Origin of the sequence: Leeuwenhoekiella polynyae, from assembly GCF_004104075.1 — a bacterium.
GTDB classification, from domain to species: Bacteria; Bacteroidota; Bacteroidia; order Flavobacteriales; family Flavobacteriaceae; genus Leeuwenhoekiella; species Leeuwenhoekiella polynyae.
Genome location: NZ_QOVK01000001.1, coordinates 166,200 through 182,952, shown reverse-complemented (window position 1 = coordinate 182,952; position 16,753 = coordinate 166,200). Strand labels below are relative to the sequence as shown.

Genomic DNA, 16,753 nt, shown 5'->3' with positions numbered 1-16,753 from the left:
TAGATGGCGTTTTTATTCACCTACGGAACGCTTCAGAATATCAAAATTCAAACAGAATTATTTGGCCGAAAACTTAAGGGTAAAAAAGACTTTCTAAAAAAATACAGATTAGGAACTATCAAAATACCTGAAAATCATCCGCAAGTACAATCCTATTTTATAGCTATATATACCGGTGATGAGAACGATCAAATTGAGGGAATTGTCTACGAACTAAAAGACTTCGAATTAGCTCTTGCAGACGAATATGAAGGAAACTCTTATGAGCGAAGAATCATCATATTAGACTCAAACACAAAGGCGAATTTTTATTGCGAAAGCCCAAAAAACATCATCAATTAAGATTGTTAATTATTTCTTAAAATATTTTCAATTTGTACAAGTGATATTTTAATATCTACAATTAAATCCCGATTAATTTCATTAAAAGTACTGTATATTCAGATCTTTAAGGAATTCCTTATCGATTTCATCTGTGAAATCTCGCAATACGTCTAGCTTAAAATAGCTTTACAGATAAAGTTCTCTTTTTTCAGGATAAAGAACACGCTAAAAAGACTACTAAAAACGAGTTCAATATTTTAGTCTAAAATCTAACCTACTGATGAGAATTGCTTTATTACTTTTTTTGTTTTTAATCACCCAGTTTACCAGTGCTCAAAAATTGAGTCATTTAAACGGTGATGTTACTATTTCACTTGAAGATGAGACGATAGACGCTACTTACAAAATCACAAATCTTCCTATAGACACGCAAACGCTATCTTTCAGGCTTAATGAATACATAAAGGTTGATGCTATCTATCTTAACGGAGGTCGAATTGCTTCAAGTAAAGTTCCACAAAACTGTGACGATTGTTTGATCTACACCGTTCTTGTAGGATGTGAAATAGAAATCAATCCGCAATCAGAACTTAAAATTGTAACAAGAGGTACATTCAAAAAATTTGAAAATTCTAAAAATGCTAAACGATATAAAGGTCAGCTTGTATATTCAAACGGTGTTTTAAGAGCGGGAAATACAGATAAATGGTACCCTGAAATTGTAAATAAGTCTAGTAATATTTCAGATTATATGAATCCATTTATTTATACTTATTCGATTACTGCTAATTGTGATACGTGTGATAAAATTTATATAGGAAAAGGCAAACCCCAACCCAGTGGATCAGTTTTTACAAATAATAAAGTAGCGGGAGATCTGGTTCTTTTGGCAGGTGATTTAAATTATCAAACTGGAAAATATGCTAATTATATAAATGTACCCGAAAAAGATATCCCGCAACTGGAAGCTAAATTTGCTAAAACTCGTGGATTTTTAGAAGAATTGACACAGGTTTCTGATGATGATAAAGTAGTATATGCTCAAATAAGTTCTCCAGTTTATGGTAATGAGAGCACCTATAACACCATCATCAATACGGCTCAAAATGTTGATTCTGATAAAATTGACTATGCCATTAAAGAGAGTGACGCATATTATTACTTAGCAAGCAACTTTAAGCCTGAAAATCAATTAGATAAAATGCTTTTACAATCACTAGCTAAATACGTAAAACTTAAATATCTTAAAAAATACAACCCTAATCAGTACAATTCACTCAACAGCTATCTTACTAAAAATGCTGTTGCAACCACGCCTACCACAGATCAAACTCGTCTACAAGCACTTCTCATAACACCTGAACAATTTGTGGATCTTGAAAATGCAATTGGTGAAGTTGAAATGTCTCGCTTCATCAGCAACATGTTTCAAAATCTAAAAGTAGGTAAACGCAGTCTACAAGCTTTTACCGATAGTATGAACCAAATAAGAGAGAGAACAGATTATATCACCCAACTTGAAAAAGAGCTCCTTAATCAGTTTGAAATGAGATCTATCATACCTGTTAGTGAAGAAGTTATTACAGAATATTAATATTTAGAATACCTTCAATAATATCTAAATTGTGGCGCTATTTATAACATAATAGCGCCTTTTTGTATTTTTGATTCCGCTGCACTCTTGTAAATCACTTCTATCCTATTATATTCGTTCTTTAATCTCAAAATTCTTCATATTGATTTCTCAAAAGACTAAAATACCGGTAAAAGCACTCATCTTTGATATGGATGGGACGATGATTGATAATATGATGATTCACCACCGTGCTTGGCAAAAAAAGCTGAAAGAATTAGGTCTTGATATGACGCTTGAAGAAGTGAAACGGGACATACACGGAGTGAACAACGAAATCATTCGCCGCTTATTTGGTGATCGTTATACCGATGAGGAAGTGGCTCAGATCGCTTGGGATAAAGAAGCTGCCTATCGCGAGATCTATGCTGATCAAATAAAATTGCTTCCGGGTTTGCAAGAGTTTCTTGATAATGCTAAAAAACTAGGTATCCCAATGGGTATTGGTACCGCCGCACCTAAGGAGAATGCAGAGTTCGCTGTAGAAGCCTTAAAGCTTCAGGAATTTTTTAAAACAGTTGTACATTCAGATATGGTAGCGCGTGGTAAACCTGATCCGCAAGTATTTGAGATGGTAGCAAACGATCTAGCGATTAAACTTGAAGAATGTTTGATTTTTGAAGACAGTCCTACCGGAGCACAGGCTGCTGCTAACGGAAATTCAAAATCAATTGTGCTTACGACTACACACACTCAGAACGAATTTTCAGCAATAAACGGAATTCAAAACTTCATGGCAGATTACAACAATATCAATTTGCACAAAGCAGAAGATGAGAGCTTTTATCTTCGGTTTTAAAATTTCAGCAAAAAGGTTTTACAAATTATTATAATGTCTTTATCTGAATCATAATCAAATTGCTGGATGATGATACTTCTTAAATTTTCAGCAAGCATTTATGCGTTTTAATTTCGATTATCAAGTAAAAGTGTATTTTTAGGGCAATAAAATAATAACCCTCTATGAAAAAAATAATGTGGATGACCGGTATACTTGCAAGTATTCTTCTTGTAAAGTGCGGTCCTAAAATGAATGAATCTTCTAGCCGTTCTGGTAAAACTGTAGATCTAACAAATGTTGATCCAATGCCTTTTGCTGAAAGTATTACAGCAGACGAGTTAAAAGAAATGCTTTACGTGTATGCTTCTGACGAATTTGAAGGTCGTAATACTGGTGAACCAGGACAGAAAAAAGCAGCAGAATATCTTAAAGATTTTTACGTAAGTCAAGAAATACCATCTGCTATAGACAGCACCTATTTTCAGACAGTACCAGAAAGCTTTTTTAGAGCAGGAAGCGGTATAAAAGCATCAGAAAATGTTGTTGCTTATATTAAAGGTAGTACTAAGCCTGAAGAATACATTGTTATTTCAGCACATTTAGATCACGTAGGTGTTCGTGATGATGGTGAAGTATTTAATGGTGCAGATGATGATGGTTCTGGTACGGTAGGTGTATTAGAGATCGCTGAAGCATTTAACAAAGCTGTAGAAGCTGGTTACAGACCACAACGTTCTATCGTTTTCTTACATGTAACAGGTGAAGAGAAAGGCTTATACGGCTCTAGCTATTATGCTGAGAATCCTATTTTCCCTATCGCAAATACAGTAGCCGATTTAAATATTGACATGATTGGTCGTGTTGATGATGCACACGCAGACAATGAGAATTACATATACTTAATAGGTTCTGACAAGTTGAGTACTGAGTTAGACAGCATTTCTACTGCTGTTAATAACAAGTATATGAACATTGATCTGGATTATACCTATAATGATGATAACGATCCTAATCGTTTTTATTACCGTTCTGACCATTACAACTTTGCTAAGCAAGGTGTACCTATCATCTTTTACTTTAATGGTACTCACGCAGATTACCATAAAGTTTCTGATACTCCAGATAAAATCAACTACCCTATGCTTGCAAAACGTGCACAACTTGTGTTTTTAACTGCCTGGGAATTAGCAAACCGTGAAGACCGAATTGTAGTTGATAAAACTCCGTAATACCTGGTAAAATGATTATCTCGATTATTGAGTAAAAATTTTAAAAGAGCCTCTTCTATTTGGAGGCTCTTTTTTTATTTAAAACCTAATTTTATCACAACAACCATTTCCTGTTAACGAATTATGAAACACTGGATTGATAAAATCTTACATTTTAAAAGCGAAAGCGTTACGCTTATTCCTTTAAAAGCAGAGCATAAAGACGGACTTCTAAAAGCAGCTTCAGACGGTAAACTCTGGGAATTGTGGTATACTTCTGTTCCTGATGCCAACTCAATAGACTCGTATATTGCTACTGCTTTAGCTCAAAAAGAAAAGGGATTAGAATATCCGCTCACCATAATAGATACACAAACTGAAACGATTATAGGTTGTACCCGTTTCTACAATTTACAACCGGAGCACAGACGGCTGGAAATAGGATATACCTGGTATGCTAAAAGTTATCAACGCACTGCTGCAAATACACAATGTAAGTATTTGCTATTACAATACGCATTTGAAGGATTGAACTGCATCGCTGTACAAATCGTCACCAACTGGTTTAATATAAAATCTCGAGAAGCTATTGCGCGTCTTGGTGCAAAACAGGATGGTATTCTGCGCAATCATCGTCTTAATGCAGACGGAAGCTATCGCGATACTGTTGTTTTTTCTATTACAGAAAGTGAGTGGATGGGTGTAAAGAAAACATTAAATTATAAATTGAACCGCTATAAAAACTTGTGATATGCAGCACTATATTGGGCTCTTGCGCGGGATAAATGTAGGTGGACACCGAAAAGTACCTATGGCAACATTACGCCAACTAATGAGTGATCTAAATTTTAAAGAGGTGAAAACCTACATACAAAGCGGAAACATCATTTTTCTATCTGATGAGAAACATACCGAAACACAATTGGCTAAAATTATAAGTAATGCTATTTTAGAAGAATTTGGATTTGAGGTTCCTGTAGTTGTTAAAACTGCTGATGCTATAAAAAAGGCTGTTGAAGTAAATCCGTTTAGCGCTGAACCTATTGAAAATTTACATCTAACGTTTTTAAGTGAAATACCAAAACCGGAAGATGTTGCAGCTTTAGACCAAAACAGCTTTGCTCCTGATCAGTTTATAATAAGTACTTCTTATGCATACTTAACTATTCCCGGGAAATACCATAAAACTAAAATCTCCAATGCTTTTTTTGAGAAAAAACTAAATCTTACCGCCACCACCCGCAACTGGAAGACCGCTTTGAAGTTGATTGAATTAATAACGTAATTCTTTATTCTTAGGATCAACCTTTAAATACATGAAGTATGAAGTATGAAGTTGTAAGTGCCGGATATCCGTATTTATTTAAATATAGTACGCATCCGCCATTATGGAATCTTAAGCGCTTCCCATAAACGGGAAAGCCTTGCCCACCTGCACCAGACCCTGGTTCAGGTACAGCTCCAAGAAAAACCACCGCTGCAACACCGAATATGCCCAACGTGTAAAAAAGGAACACTCATCACCCTGGAGACCTTCACGGCACGGGGACCACCGCCATACTGGATCGCAAAACTCAAAAAATATACTAAAGCACACTAAAGCACAAAACGCCTCTTGAAGGGTAAGAGGAACCCTATGGCTTAAACGAAGTAAAAGTGGATAAAACACTCCAAAAAACGAAAGCTTCAAGAGCTTCTAACAAGTGATATAACTACCTAAGAAAAATCAAGAGCGGAAGTGTACCCAACAGACCCGATACCTACCTAAAATAACCCACCCCAAAACGGACCAATCCCCATAGAGGGATGACCGACAAAGAACCGGTTCAGTCAACACGGCGTTCATGCTGGGTTCCCGTTCTGCAACGGGACAGGCTGTACCGACCACACGAACGCTAGTTATTGTAAAACGTTTTTATTCAGTAACTCTTTTTCAATACTTGTCCGAAATCCAATATAAGTTATTTCGGCAATATTTATTTTCTTATTTTCAATCCATTCCGCATCTTCATTCATTAATTTTAATTCCGCTTCATTTTCTGTTAGATTTTTAATTTGTCCGACAAAATATGAATCATCATCAGCTTCTGTAAATACTGCAATCAACTCTTCGTTTTCCAATTCCGATAAACACTCGAACATATTGTTTATTTTTTCGAGTGGTAGTTTTTCGATAAATTCCGAGTAATTGTTATTCTTTATTTCACTTAATTCTTCTTCGTCCCATTCTCGATATTTTTCAATTTCGAAATTTCTAATAATTGCAAAACCATCAAATTCTTTTGTCTCGTCATTAAAACAGATAAATATGAAGATATTGTCGTTAGATTTTAGGCAAATTCCTGAATAAACTTCGTTACGATTTGGTGCTAAATCAACGTGAATAGGAATCCCATTTTTGATGGTTTCTTGCATTTTTATTTAAGTTTACTCAATTCAGTTATTCTCTCTAATGCACTTATAAAGTTTTCTTGTTTTTCTTTATCACACCAATCAAATAAATAAATATTATAAGAATTGGTCATTTTAAAAGTCATATTTTTTTTGTCAGAATATTGAATAACAGAATCTTTTTCAGTTGCCTTAATGTTTATTTGTTTCATTGTATCTGTCAATGAATGAATAAAATTTATATCCACATAAATATCTTGTAATGGAATTTCCCACTTCTGAAAGAATTCTGTTTTAGATTTACCAATAAAGAAAGTTAAAGTAGAATCGGTTGGATTGTATTTCGCTTTAGTGTGAACTTCTAATTGATTTGCGTCAGTACACTCAAACATATAGTTTTCTATAATTCCACCTAAATAAGTCATATCAGTACTTTTTTCAATCTTGTCTTTTTCGGAAGAGCAAGAAAGAATTAAGAAGAATGTTAGTACGCTGATTGTCTTTTTCAAATGTTTTACAACGGCAGTTTGTCTCAAAACCACCTATTTATTCCTTAAAAGTAGTTGAAGCGTGTTCGATATCCAATAAAATTTAAATAATAGGCAAGAGTGACCTCTAGGCAATACAGTTTGCTTATCCTTCTTTTAAGGGCCTTAGCAAGCCTTATAACACGTGATATCGTATGGTCAAGAGCAGTATTGAATGCTATCCCAAGTTTGATGAGCCTTTTAAGATCATCCCATTCACCAAGGAGTTTAATGATTACAGAACAGGTACCCGCAAGAAAGAATACCGTGCCCGCAAGCACGTATGTATGGACTGCCCTATACGCAGCAGCTGTCTGGGTAAAAGCGCAAAGGAAAAGAAATTCAGCGTCACCTATTACCAGGCAGAATACCAGCGCAACATCGCCCGGGTAGATCCCGATAGCTGTCGGGACTCAAGGCAGGTATATGAAAGGCAAACGGCAAAGCACGGTAGAACCTGTTTTTGGAACGCTAACGCAGTTTGTGGGATTAAGGAAGATAAATACCATAGGACTAAAACAAGCCAACAAGTGTATGCAACTCTCCGCCATTGCCTACAACCTCAAAAAATACCTCAAATTCACTCAAAACCGAGTAAAAAGCGGAGCAGGAATGCTCAGCTTGTATTTTAGACTCAAAAAAGCCCTAAAAGAGGTATTTAAATCAATACTAATGCTCGTTAACTTCCAATGTCTATAACGCTCTCAAACAAGAAAACCGCTTAAAAGCGGATTAGATGAATTAGTTTTATACAAATTATAGACTTTTGCAACGGCTACCGTTGTTGTGGTGCGTTTTTTTATTTTTCTCCAAGCCAAACATCTCCTTTTTTGAATGAATATGATTCAGTAGCTTCTCCAATCGGCTCTTTAAATTTCGTTGTTCTGTGTGGCTTTTTTAGCATTTTTTCAAACCACTTTTTATCTTCTTCATAGTCCGCTAATGTTGCGTATAATTCTGGGTCACCTGGTTCGCTGTTGTCAAAGTGGTCTTCGTCAAGTCTATATTCCCAATTAAAATTTTCAATTTCATCTTTTAACTGTCCATATTTCTCGGGGTTCAACTTTTTTGACTCGTCTGGTTTGAAAAAAGTGTTTTCATAAAAGTCCAAATAGTCTCCAATCGCACAGACAACTTGAGAATTCGCAAATCTTGGTTCAAAGAGCCATATTCTTAAATAATAGTTTTCGTCAAGTTTGTCCAATTCCCTTTTCCAAGAATCATAAATTTCAATAAGTCCACTTAGAATTCTGGTCTTGGTTTGTCCTTTTGGACTAGGTGTTTGGCTGTTGGTTAAAGAAATTCCGCTCCAAGGGTGAACTCGAATTTTCGCATAATCTCGCTTGTACTCTTTCAAATAGTTCAAGTCGAGATTCTTATGCGTTTCAACCCACTGGTCAATGTCATTCCATCTTCTTTTATGTCCGCGGATTTTCTTTGTTTTCACGATTTCTTTTTAATGCACCACAACGTGTTTGGCTATGGTTTCGTTGCGTGAAAATCCGCGAGGATTTTCCGCCGTAAACCGAAGATAGCAAATTTGCGAGGACTTTCCGAGAGGAAAGTCAGAAGCAATGAACTATAGCCGGTGTTGTACATAGTGCTTTTTAATTTTCAAATTTCACATATTTGGTTTCAACGTCAAAGTCAGCCCATTTAATTTTTAGTGTATCGTTTTTCGTTGAAGTTATTGTTCCTTTTTGAACAAAGTCATTATAAAATATCGTGATTTTATTTCCATCCAAAATGTATGGCATATGTCCATCACCATCATAATCAGCAACTAGGAAATCCTTTGCGGTCAACCAAAAATCAGCGTGTGGTCCATTTGGGTCTTGAGTCCAAATTCCGAACGCTTGAGTTGTGTCAATCGTTAAATTCCGTATGATTGTTTTTTCAGGACGTTTTATGTTCTTTATTTCAGGGTTGTCAGTATTATATTCTGAAATCGTATAAGTTTCTCGTTTGTCAGGATTTGCCAATTCATTGTAACCATTTAGAGAATCAATTTTTAATAACGATTCCGCATTTGAGTTTAGTTCGTTATTTTTCTTTTCGTTTTTGCACGAAATACCGATTAAAATCAGAATGAAAATTGATATGTAATTTAGTTTTTTCAGCATTATGTACAACTTGTTATATCAACACTAAATATATACATATCCCCTCAAAATTTACGGGATATCACCACTATTGAGTTGCGTTAATAAAAGTAGACCTTTGTCTTAAATCTAGTTTACAGAATCCTGTAATCCCATGGGTCAACGCAAAAAAAGGGAATAAATCCATGTAAAACACCCTTTTATTCGATTGTATTTCCAGTTTCCTTCGGGATTTGTTCGAGAAATACCCCCTTTTACCGAAGCCCTCTCGAAGGATACCCGAACAAGACTCGAAGCAAACCCCTCTAAAAATCGATTTGCTATGCAGGAGTAGGCTATAGTATGTAAAAGTATGCTGGAGTATGCGAGACTGTGCAATTGCCTGCAAGTACAGGCCATTTAAAACAGCTTATCATATTGGGACTTTTAGGGATTGTGTTTCTTGAAAAGGTAGCCTTGCATCCGTAACTAGTTGATGAGCCTCAGCCATATACCTCCCATAGCGTTAGCATACCGTTACCCTGCCTTTGCTATGCAGTATCCCCGGGTGAAACGTGGGTGAACCTCGGGTGAACTACGGGTGAACCTTGGGTGAATGGAGCTCTGGGAAGTTTAAAATGGGATAATGGCAGCACGGAGTACTCGCTGCAGGTAGTATGGCAAGCTAGTCTTTAGAGAGCTAACTTATAAAAAAAGAGCCTTCCCCTATCCTAGGCTGTGCGGTTAAGATAAATGCGTCTGAGCTTAGGTCTGCTAATATAAGGCATTTTTAAGGCCTTGTCAAGAGGTGAGCCTATACGGATCATTAGACTTTGCTGAGTAGCGTTTACTAAATTAGTGTGTTCCTATTTTCCACAAAACACTATAAACGAAAAAATCCCTGCATTTCTGCAAGGATTTTTACTTCCGGGTGGAAGATCGGTCTCGAACCGACGACCTCCTGAACCACAATCAGGCGCTCTAACCAACTGAGCTACAACCACCATTTTTAAACATATTTCGCTAGCGAATTATGCGGGTGCAAATGTAATGCAAATCCATATTATGAGCAATACATTCTTTCAAAAAATTTATATCAAATCAAAAATAGAATCTACAGCCGGATATCGCTCTACGGTAAAGCCTTCTGCATAATCGGTTCCTATTAATCTACCCAGATCCTGAGCGCGATATTTTACACTATCCTGAAAGTTTTTGCTAGATATGGGCGTATTACTATCAGGGTTATTAGGATCGTAAAACTGAGAACCGTAAGCCAGTACAGCTTGCATCTTTACATCCATAAAACCACTTATATCAACCACTACATCGGGTTGTAGATTTTTCCACTGTATATAATGATACACGTGTTTAGGCCTCCAGGCTTCCTGCACTTCTCCATCAAGGCTTGTCTCTATCTTTTTTAAACCACTTAGAAAACAAGCATCACTTGCTAATTTACTTCCTTTACCGTGATCTATATGTCTATCATCAATAGCGTTACACAAAACTATTTCTGGTTTATACTTGCGTATGATCTCAATAATTCTCAGTTGCGATTCTTTATCGTTTACAAAAAAACCGTCTGCTAAAGCAATATTCTCTCGTACGCTTAATCCAAGTATTTTAGCAGCTGCAGCAGCCTCTTGATCTCGTATTTCTGCAGAACCACGCGTTCCTAGTTCACCACGAGTTAAATCTAATATTCCTGTTTTTTTTCCTCTACTGGCTTCCTTTGCAAGTACTCCGCTACAAGAAAGTTCTACGTCGTCAGGATGTGCACCTATCGCAAGTATATCTAATTTCAATTGGCTTATTTTTAATTTAATTGTATAAGTCGGTCTTCAAACAGTTTACTAACCCGTATTTCGCAGGAATTTGATTATAAACTAAAATTCAAGCTGTCTTTAATCACTTTTTCCAGCGCTTGTTCCAAATCTGCAATAAGATCTGCCTTATCTTCTATACCTACAGAAAACCGCAATAAGCCATCTGAAATTCCTTGATGTGCCCGCTCTTCAGCACTTAATAACGCATGGGAAGTTTGTGTAGGTGATAATATCGTAGACTCCACTCCTGCTAAACTCATAGAAGGTTTGATCAGTTTTAGTTCTTTTAAAAAGGCCGCAGCATCCAATTCGTCAGCGAGTTCAAAAGAAAGCATTCCGCCAAAACCTCTCATTTGTGATTTTGCCAGCGCATAATCAGGATGTGTTTTCAAACCGGGATAATAAACCGCTTTCACATGACCGTTTTGTTCTAACCACTTCGCCAGTTTTTTAGCATTTTTATTTTGTTGTTTTACGCGAAGAACCAAAGTCTTTAAACTACGCTCTAGCATCCATACGGTAAAATCACTAAGACTTCCCCCCAGATTTTTAGCTTTATGCCAAATTTGTTCCATATGTGCGGCTGATGCTGCAACAGCTCCGGCAAGAATATCACTGTGACCTCCCATATATTTGGTCGCACTGTGAATGATGATATCTATACCAAATTCCGCTGGATTCTGATTCACTGGAGAAGCAAACGTATTGTCTATCATACTCACTATTCCATTTGATTGAGCCAGCTCAGCTACCATTCTCATATCGGTAACAGTCATTAGCGGATTAGAAGGTGTTTCTATATAAACCACTTTAGTGTTGGTTTGTATTGCCTTTTCAAAATCAGCTTTCTGCAATCCGTCGGTAAAGGTATATTCGATTCCCATTTTAGAAAATTCTTCTTCAACGAGATTAAACGTCCCACCGTACAAAGTCTTCTGTAAAACAATATGATCCCCAGCGTTTAAAAAAGCAAGCAATGCAGTACTTACAGCTGCCATTCCACTTCCAAAAACCATCCCGGCTTCTGTACCTTCTAACGCTGCTATTTTTTTGCCTAACATTTCTTGATTAGGAGTATTAAAATATCGCGGATAACGCTTTACGTCAACATCTTCGTAAGCATAAGACGTTGACATATAAATAGGTGAAATCGCTCCTTTAAACTGCTTGTCTTCTACTTCTCCTACGTGAGTACAAATAGTATTCAAACCTGGTTTTTGCTTGGTCATAATTTTATTTTATCAAATCGCCTCATAGTAAGCCCACAAGGAAATTATTTGAATTGAATTTAAAAATCGGCTACTCAAAATATCAATTATCGAGTAAAACCCGAATTTACAAAAACACCATTTAAAATGACGTTAAGACTCTTCTAATTCAAAAGGATATTGATGCATATAGCTCTGTTTTCTGTTATAACTTTACTCGCTCTAAATTTTTATATGAATCTTACTTTTGATACCTACAAGCCTCAATACACAGAGGCTTTTAAACTACTCAATCTGCACTGGCTGCAGCGTTTTTTACCGTAGAACCTCATGACAATGATGTTTTAAGTGATCCTGAAACTCATATTATAAAACCCGGAGGAGAAATCTTAATAGCGCTTCTTGATAATAAAGTCGTGGGTGTAGTTGCTCTGATGCCTGATGAGAATGAGGAATACGAACTCACAAAAATGGCCGTTGACGTCGAGTTGAGAGGTCAAAAAATAGGACAACAACTTTTAGCACATTCGCTGGATTTTGCGCGTAACAAAGGGCTAAAAACCCTCATTTTATACTCAAGTCGTAAATTAGAAAATGCCATTCACCTCTATCGTAAATATGGCTTTATAGAAGAACCGCTGCAACAACCCAATCCTTACCGGCGAGCCGATATAAAAATGCGGATTCAACTTTAATGTTTTACAATTTCTTTAATAGCCTAACCAGCTTATTATTAGTTTATTTGCTGTTAAAACTACTGCGAAATGAAAAAAATCATACTTACTGCGTTTACGGCCTTGGCAATTTTTAGCTGTAAAAATGAAAATAAATCTACAGATGAGTCTGCTTCAGAAACTGAAGAAATGGCAATGACCGAAGATTCAAAAGCTGTAGAAACTGAGTTTAATATCACTCCTATTGAGCACGCCACTGCTGTGTTCGATTTTGGCGATAGCGTTTTTTATATAGACCCTGTGGGTGGCGCTGAAGCATTTGAAGGGCAACCAAAACCAGATGTGATTTTGGTTACAGATATACATGGAGATCACCTTAATCCCGCTACGTTAGAAGCAGTAGCTACTCCAGAATCTGCAATTTTTGCACCTCAAGAGGTTTATGATCAGTTAGAAGGCGCTATTCGTTCTCAGGTAACTGTCATTAATAATGACGAAACAAAGAGTTGGGATGGTTATTCTTTAACCGCAATCCCTATGTACAACTTGCGTGAAGAAGCTAAACAGTTTCATACAAAAGGTCGGGGCAACGGTTACGTTATAGAAAAAGACGGAATGCGCGTTTATTTCTCAGGTGATACAGAAGATATCCCAGAGATGCGTAATCTTAAAGATATTGACAAAGCATTTGTTTGTATGAATCTACCCTATACCATGACTGTAGAAAGTGCAGCAGACGGCGTTATTGCTTTTAAACCTGAAGAAGTTTATCCATATCATTTTAGAGGTCAGGACGGGCTAAGTGATGTAGAGAAATTTAAAGGAATTGTAGACTCTGCAAACGTAGGCACCGAGGTTATGATTTTGGACTGGTATCCTAACGGAGGTGAATAACAACACAAAAAAATAAGTCAAATCCCGGTACAAGGTGTCGGGATTTTTCTTTTAGAAATAAAACTTCAATACTGCAGAATACGTTAATTTTAATCTTCGCTGACTCGGAAGAATAACCTTATAAAATTCAATTATGAAATCTGTTTTTTTTGGCCTGATTTTGATGCTTTTATGCGCTTGTAAAAATTCTGAAACAAAAACTGAAAACACTATGGAAACTCATGAAGAACTCAAAAGCGAAGTACCGTTTTATATCGGTACATATACTGATGGTGATAGTAAAGGGATTTACAAATTGAGTTTATTAGAAGATGGAAGTTTTACAAAACCGGCACTTGTCGCAGAAACTTCTAATCCTTCTTTTCTAAGTTTCAATTCTAAGAAAGACATTCTTCTCGCTGTAAATGAAAATGATCCGGGTACTATTGAATCTTTTAGAGTTGAAGGTGATACCTTGCTGCAAGTTAGCAAATCGCAAACCGGTGGTGCGCACCCCTGCTTTGTTACCATAAACGATAAGGGTTATGTTTTGGTTGCAAATTATTCTGGTGGGAATTTAGGGCTTCTTAAATTGGATACTAAAGACGGTAGTCTATCTGAACTTCTCGATGTAGAACAGCACGAAGGTAAAGGAACTACAGATCGTCAGGAAGGTCCACACGCACATTCTGCTTGGTTTATTCCGGATGGCAGCGGCATTATTTCAGCTGATCTTGGAACCAATCAATTGTGGTTTTCACAGATAAATACAAAAACCGATAAATTAGAACCGTCTGAAAACCAAAAACTAGATTTTCCTGAAGGCGCAGGTCCGCGTCACTTGGTTTTTCATCCCAATAATGGTTTTATTTATGTTTTAAATGAACTTGACAATACCATTGCGCAAATAGCAAAAAGTGGTAAAAACTACTCGGTTACAAGTATCACTTCTATTTTACCAGAAGGTTTTGAGGACTATAGCAAAGCGGCAGATATACACATTTCTAAAAACGGTAAATTTATATACGCATCAAACAGAGGCCACAATAGTATTGCTATTCTTGAAGTTGCAGAAGATGGTAGTTTAAGTCTTCTAGCTAACGAACCGACAAAAGGAAAAGATCCTCGAAATTTTCAGTTAACACCAGATGAGAACTTTGTGATTGTTGCTAATCAAAATAGTGATAATCTGGTTTCGTATAAGCGTAATTCAGAAACCGGCTTAATGACTTATGTTTCTGAAATAAGTGCTTCAGCACCGGTTTGTATTTTGTTTGAGTAATAGAATTTCTTATATTTTGAATGTATCAAAATATAATATTATGAAACGCTTTGCAATCATTTTTTTAAGCACGCTCGCATTTATAATCTGTTATGTAGCCCTTTGGTATTTAATGTTGTGGGGCTTCCCAAGCTTTGAAGGAGTTCTAAAAGCTGCTGTTTGTGCAGCAATAACATTCATTTTAACTCCTAGAGTATCACATATTTCATCACAGTCAGGTAGACAAACAGTGATATCCTGGATGTTATTTGGTAAAAGCTGGGTGGTTTAGTTCTGAGTGACATACTATTTTCACCTACTTTACCTGCTTCCCTCCTAACCAGGTTTGATCAACTTTTAGATTAGGAATTGAATCCTCTTCAACGGTCATAATATCCTGATCCATAATGATAAAGTCGGCGAATTTACCAACTTCTATGCTTCCCTTTTCAGCTTCTTCAAAATTAGAATATGCTGCCCAGATAGTCATTCCCCGCAGCGTTTCTTCACGAGAAAGTGCATCTTTCATTTGAAAACCGTTTTCGGGATATTGCATCAAATCCTTTCGGGCTACCGAAGCATAAAAGGTATAAAACGGACTCACTTGCTCCACTGGAAAGTCGGTACCTAAAGCGATAATTCCTGCTTCATCTAACAATTTTTTATAAGCATAGGCGCCTTTCATACGGCGTTCGCCCAAACGATCTTTTGCCCAGTACATATCGCTGGTAGCGTGCGTAGGCTGTACCGATGGTAAAATATTATCATCAAAATAATCAAAGTCTTCCGGAGAAATCACTTGTGCATGTTCAACTTTCCAGCGGCGATCTGATTGACCTTTTAAAGCTTTTTCATAAGCTTTGAGCACAACAGTATTGGCAGAATCTCCTATTGCATGAGTATTCATCTGCAAATTGGTTTTGGCAAGTTTTTGGGCTAAACTATAGATGCTATCTACAGGTGTAACCATTGCTCCAAAATGCTTGTGACGGTCTGTATAGGGTGCGCGTAAAGCCGCACCACGAGAGCCCAATGCTCCGTCACCATAAACCTTAACCGAACGTACGTTTAGCTTTTCGGTTTTTAAAATTCCATTTTTTATAAAATAATCTACGTCTACAGTATTGTTGCTAATCATTGCATAAACGCGCATATCGAGTGCATCTGTTTTTTGTAAACTGTCAATAAGCATAATAGTATTGCGATCTAACCCGGCATCGTTGACCGTTGTCAAGCCATAATCAAAACAATACTCCTGCGCATCCTGCAAAGCTTCTATCGCTTGTTCCCGAGTCATTTTTGGCATAACGTTATTTACCAAATCCATCGCGTTATCAATAAGAACACCGGTAATCTGATTGTTTTCTTTGATAACCTCACCGCCTTCGATACGTGTAGTGTTATCTATCTTAGCAAGATCTAATGCTTTTTGATTCACTAGAAGCGCGTGACCGTCAATACGCTGTAAAACCACCGGAATATCTGGGAATAACGAATCTAATTTACTCTTGTTAGGAAACTCTTTTAAATCCCAGTCGTTTTGATCCCAACCTCGACCATAAATAAATTCTGCCGGATTTTCAGTTTGAAAATCAGTTACGCGCTTTATAACTTCAGCGTAGCTTTGAGTTCCTACTAAATCAACATTTTGAAGCGATTGACCAAATCTAAAAAAGTGACAATGCGCGTCAATCAATCCCGGCAAGACTGTATTTCCTTTTAAATCGTGAACTTGTTCAGACTGATATTTTGCCTGAATAGAATCGGTAAGACCCACGGCTATAAACTTACCGTCTTTAACCGCAAAAGCTTCCGCTCTGGCAAATTCTTTATCTACAGTGTAAACCCTTCCATTTATAAAAATTGCATCAACAGCTATTTTATCTGATATTTTATTTTGGCAGCTGCCTAATATTAAAAAGCTCAAAAGGAGAAAAAGTGCATTACGCATAAGAAAATAGTT

18 protein-coding genes, 1 tRNA gene and 1 pseudogene are annotated in these 16,753 nt (G+C 36.7%); 12 read left to right on the top strand and 8 right to left on the bottom strand.

Going from position 1 to position 16,753, the window contains the following annotated elements; all coding sequences use genetic code 11:
* Positions 1 to 3 precede the first annotated feature (3 nt).
* The 7 genes and pseudogenes from DSM02_RS00760 to DSM02_RS20865 all read left to right on the top strand — a co-directional run.
* Positions 4 to 342 carry a gamma-glutamylcyclotransferase family protein gene (locus DSM02_RS00760; RefSeq protein ID WP_128763855.1) on the top strand — a complete coding sequence of 113 codons (339 nt, stop codon included), beginning with the start codon at positions 4 to 6 and terminating at the stop codon, positions 340 to 342.
* Positions 343 to 604: 262 nt separating this feature from the next.
* Positions 605 to 1,918 carry a hypothetical protein gene (locus tag DSM02_RS00755; protein WP_128763854.1) on the top strand — a complete coding sequence of 438 codons (1,314 nt, stop codon included), beginning with the start codon at positions 605 to 607 and terminating at the stop codon, positions 1,916 to 1,918.
* A 142-nt stretch (positions 1,919 to 2,060) separates the two neighbouring features.
* Positions 2,061 to 2,756, top strand: coding sequence for an HAD family hydrolase (locus DSM02_RS00750; protein ID WP_240673946.1), 696 nt, complete (start codon positions 2,061 to 2,063; stop codon positions 2,754 to 2,756).
* A 164-nt stretch (positions 2,757 to 2,920) separates the two neighbouring features.
* Positions 2,921 to 3,967, top strand: a complete 1,047-nt coding sequence (locus DSM02_RS00745) for a M28 family metallopeptidase (protein ID WP_128763853.1) — start codon at positions 2,921 to 2,923, stop codon at positions 3,965 to 3,967.
* A 123-nt stretch (positions 3,968 to 4,090) separates the two neighbouring features.
* The gene (locus DSM02_RS00740) at positions 4,091 to 4,696 is read left to right on the top strand and encodes a GNAT family N-acetyltransferase (protein ID WP_128763852.1); all 606 of its coding nucleotides are present in this window, start codon (positions 4,091 to 4,093) and stop codon (positions 4,694 to 4,696) included.
* A gap of 1 nt (position 4,697) precedes the next feature.
* Positions 4,698 to 5,231 carry a DUF1697 domain-containing protein gene (locus DSM02_RS00735; protein ID WP_128763851.1) on the top strand — a complete coding sequence of 178 codons (534 nt, stop codon included), beginning with the start codon at positions 4,698 to 4,700 and terminating at the stop codon, positions 5,229 to 5,231.
* Between the two features lie 87 nt (positions 5,232 to 5,318).
* A pseudogene (locus DSM02_RS20865) lies at positions 5,319 to 5,546 on the top strand (IS91 family transposase); the annotation flags it as partial.
* A 299-nt stretch (positions 5,547 to 5,845) separates the two neighbouring features.
* Here DSM02_RS20865 and DSM02_RS00730 read toward each other — a convergent pair.
* Both DSM02_RS00730 and DSM02_RS00725 read right to left on the bottom strand, forming a co-directional pair.
* Positions 5,846 to 6,361, bottom strand: coding sequence for a hypothetical protein (locus tag DSM02_RS00730; protein WP_128763850.1), 516 nt, complete (start codon positions 6,359 to 6,361; stop codon positions 5,846 to 5,848).
* Between the two features lie 2 nt (positions 6,362 to 6,363).
* A complete protein-coding gene (locus tag DSM02_RS00725; protein ID WP_128763849.1) occupies positions 6,364 to 6,873 on the bottom strand; it encodes a hypothetical protein in 510 nt (169 codons plus the stop codon).
* Positions 6,874 to 7,290: 417 nt separating this feature from the next.
* On the opposite strand from DSM02_RS00725, the gene DSM02_RS20520 reads away from it, so the two are divergent.
* The gene (locus tag DSM02_RS20520; RefSeq protein ID WP_240673945.1) at positions 7,291 to 7,563 is read left to right on the top strand and encodes a transposase; all 273 of its coding nucleotides are present in this window, start codon (positions 7,291 to 7,293) and stop codon (positions 7,561 to 7,563) included.
* Positions 7,564 to 7,663: 100 nt separating this feature from the next.
* Here DSM02_RS20520 and DSM02_RS00715 read toward each other — a convergent pair whose 3' ends face one another.
* The 5 genes from DSM02_RS00715 to DSM02_RS00695 form a co-directional block, all read right to left on the bottom strand.
* Positions 7,664 to 8,311, bottom strand: a complete 648-nt coding sequence (locus tag DSM02_RS00715; protein WP_128763848.1) for a hypothetical protein — start codon at positions 8,309 to 8,311, stop codon at positions 7,664 to 7,666.
* Positions 8,312 to 8,471: 160 nt separating this feature from the next.
* Positions 8,472 to 8,987, bottom strand: a complete 516-nt coding sequence (locus DSM02_RS00710; protein WP_128763847.1) for a hypothetical protein — start codon at positions 8,985 to 8,987, stop codon at positions 8,472 to 8,474.
* An 887-nt stretch (positions 8,988 to 9,874) separates the two neighbouring features.
* Positions 9,875 to 9,950: transfer RNA gene (locus tag DSM02_RS00705), tRNA-His, on the bottom strand.
* Between the two features lie 86 nt (positions 9,951 to 10,036).
* On the bottom strand, positions 10,037 to 10,753 hold the full coding sequence (gene bshB1 / locus DSM02_RS00700) for a bacillithiol biosynthesis deacetylase BshB1 (protein ID WP_128763846.1): 717 nt from the start codon (positions 10,751 to 10,753) through the stop codon (positions 10,037 to 10,039).
* 74 nt (positions 10,754 to 10,827) lie between these two features.
* Positions 10,828 to 12,003 (bottom strand): trans-sulfuration enzyme family protein, encoded by a 1,176-nt coding sequence (locus tag DSM02_RS00695; protein ID WP_128763845.1) that lies wholly within the window; start codon positions 12,001 to 12,003, stop codon positions 10,828 to 10,830.
* 278 nt (positions 12,004 to 12,281) lie between these two features.
* On the opposite strand from DSM02_RS00695, the gene DSM02_RS20710 reads away from it, so the two are divergent.
* From DSM02_RS20710 to DSM02_RS00675, 4 genes are all read left to right on the top strand, one after another.
* Positions 12,282 to 12,677: a GNAT family N-acetyltransferase gene (locus tag DSM02_RS20710; protein ID WP_394342617.1), complete on the top strand. Its 396-nt coding sequence runs from the start codon at positions 12,282 to 12,284 to the stop codon at positions 12,675 to 12,677.
* Positions 12,678 to 12,746: 69 nt separating this feature from the next.
* Positions 12,747 to 13,550, top strand: a complete 804-nt coding sequence (locus DSM02_RS00685; protein ID WP_128763844.1) for an MBL fold metallo-hydrolase — start codon at positions 12,747 to 12,749, stop codon at positions 13,548 to 13,550.
* A gap of 133 nt (positions 13,551 to 13,683) precedes the next feature.
* A complete protein-coding gene (locus tag DSM02_RS00680; RefSeq protein WP_128763843.1) occupies positions 13,684 to 14,811 on the top strand; it encodes a lactonase family protein in 1,128 nt (375 codons plus the stop codon).
* A gap of 40 nt (positions 14,812 to 14,851) precedes the next feature.
* Complete coding sequence (locus tag DSM02_RS00675) at positions 14,852 to 15,082, top strand: hypothetical protein (RefSeq protein WP_128763842.1); 231 nt, start codon at positions 14,852 to 14,854, stop codon at positions 15,080 to 15,082.
* 24 nt (positions 15,083 to 15,106) lie between these two features.
* On the opposite strand, the gene DSM02_RS00670 is transcribed toward DSM02_RS00675, so the two are convergent.
* A complete protein-coding gene (locus DSM02_RS00670) occupies positions 15,107 to 16,741 on the bottom strand; it encodes an amidohydrolase (protein ID WP_128763841.1) in 1,635 nt (544 codons plus the stop codon).
* Positions 16,742 to 16,753 lie beyond the last annotated feature (12 nt).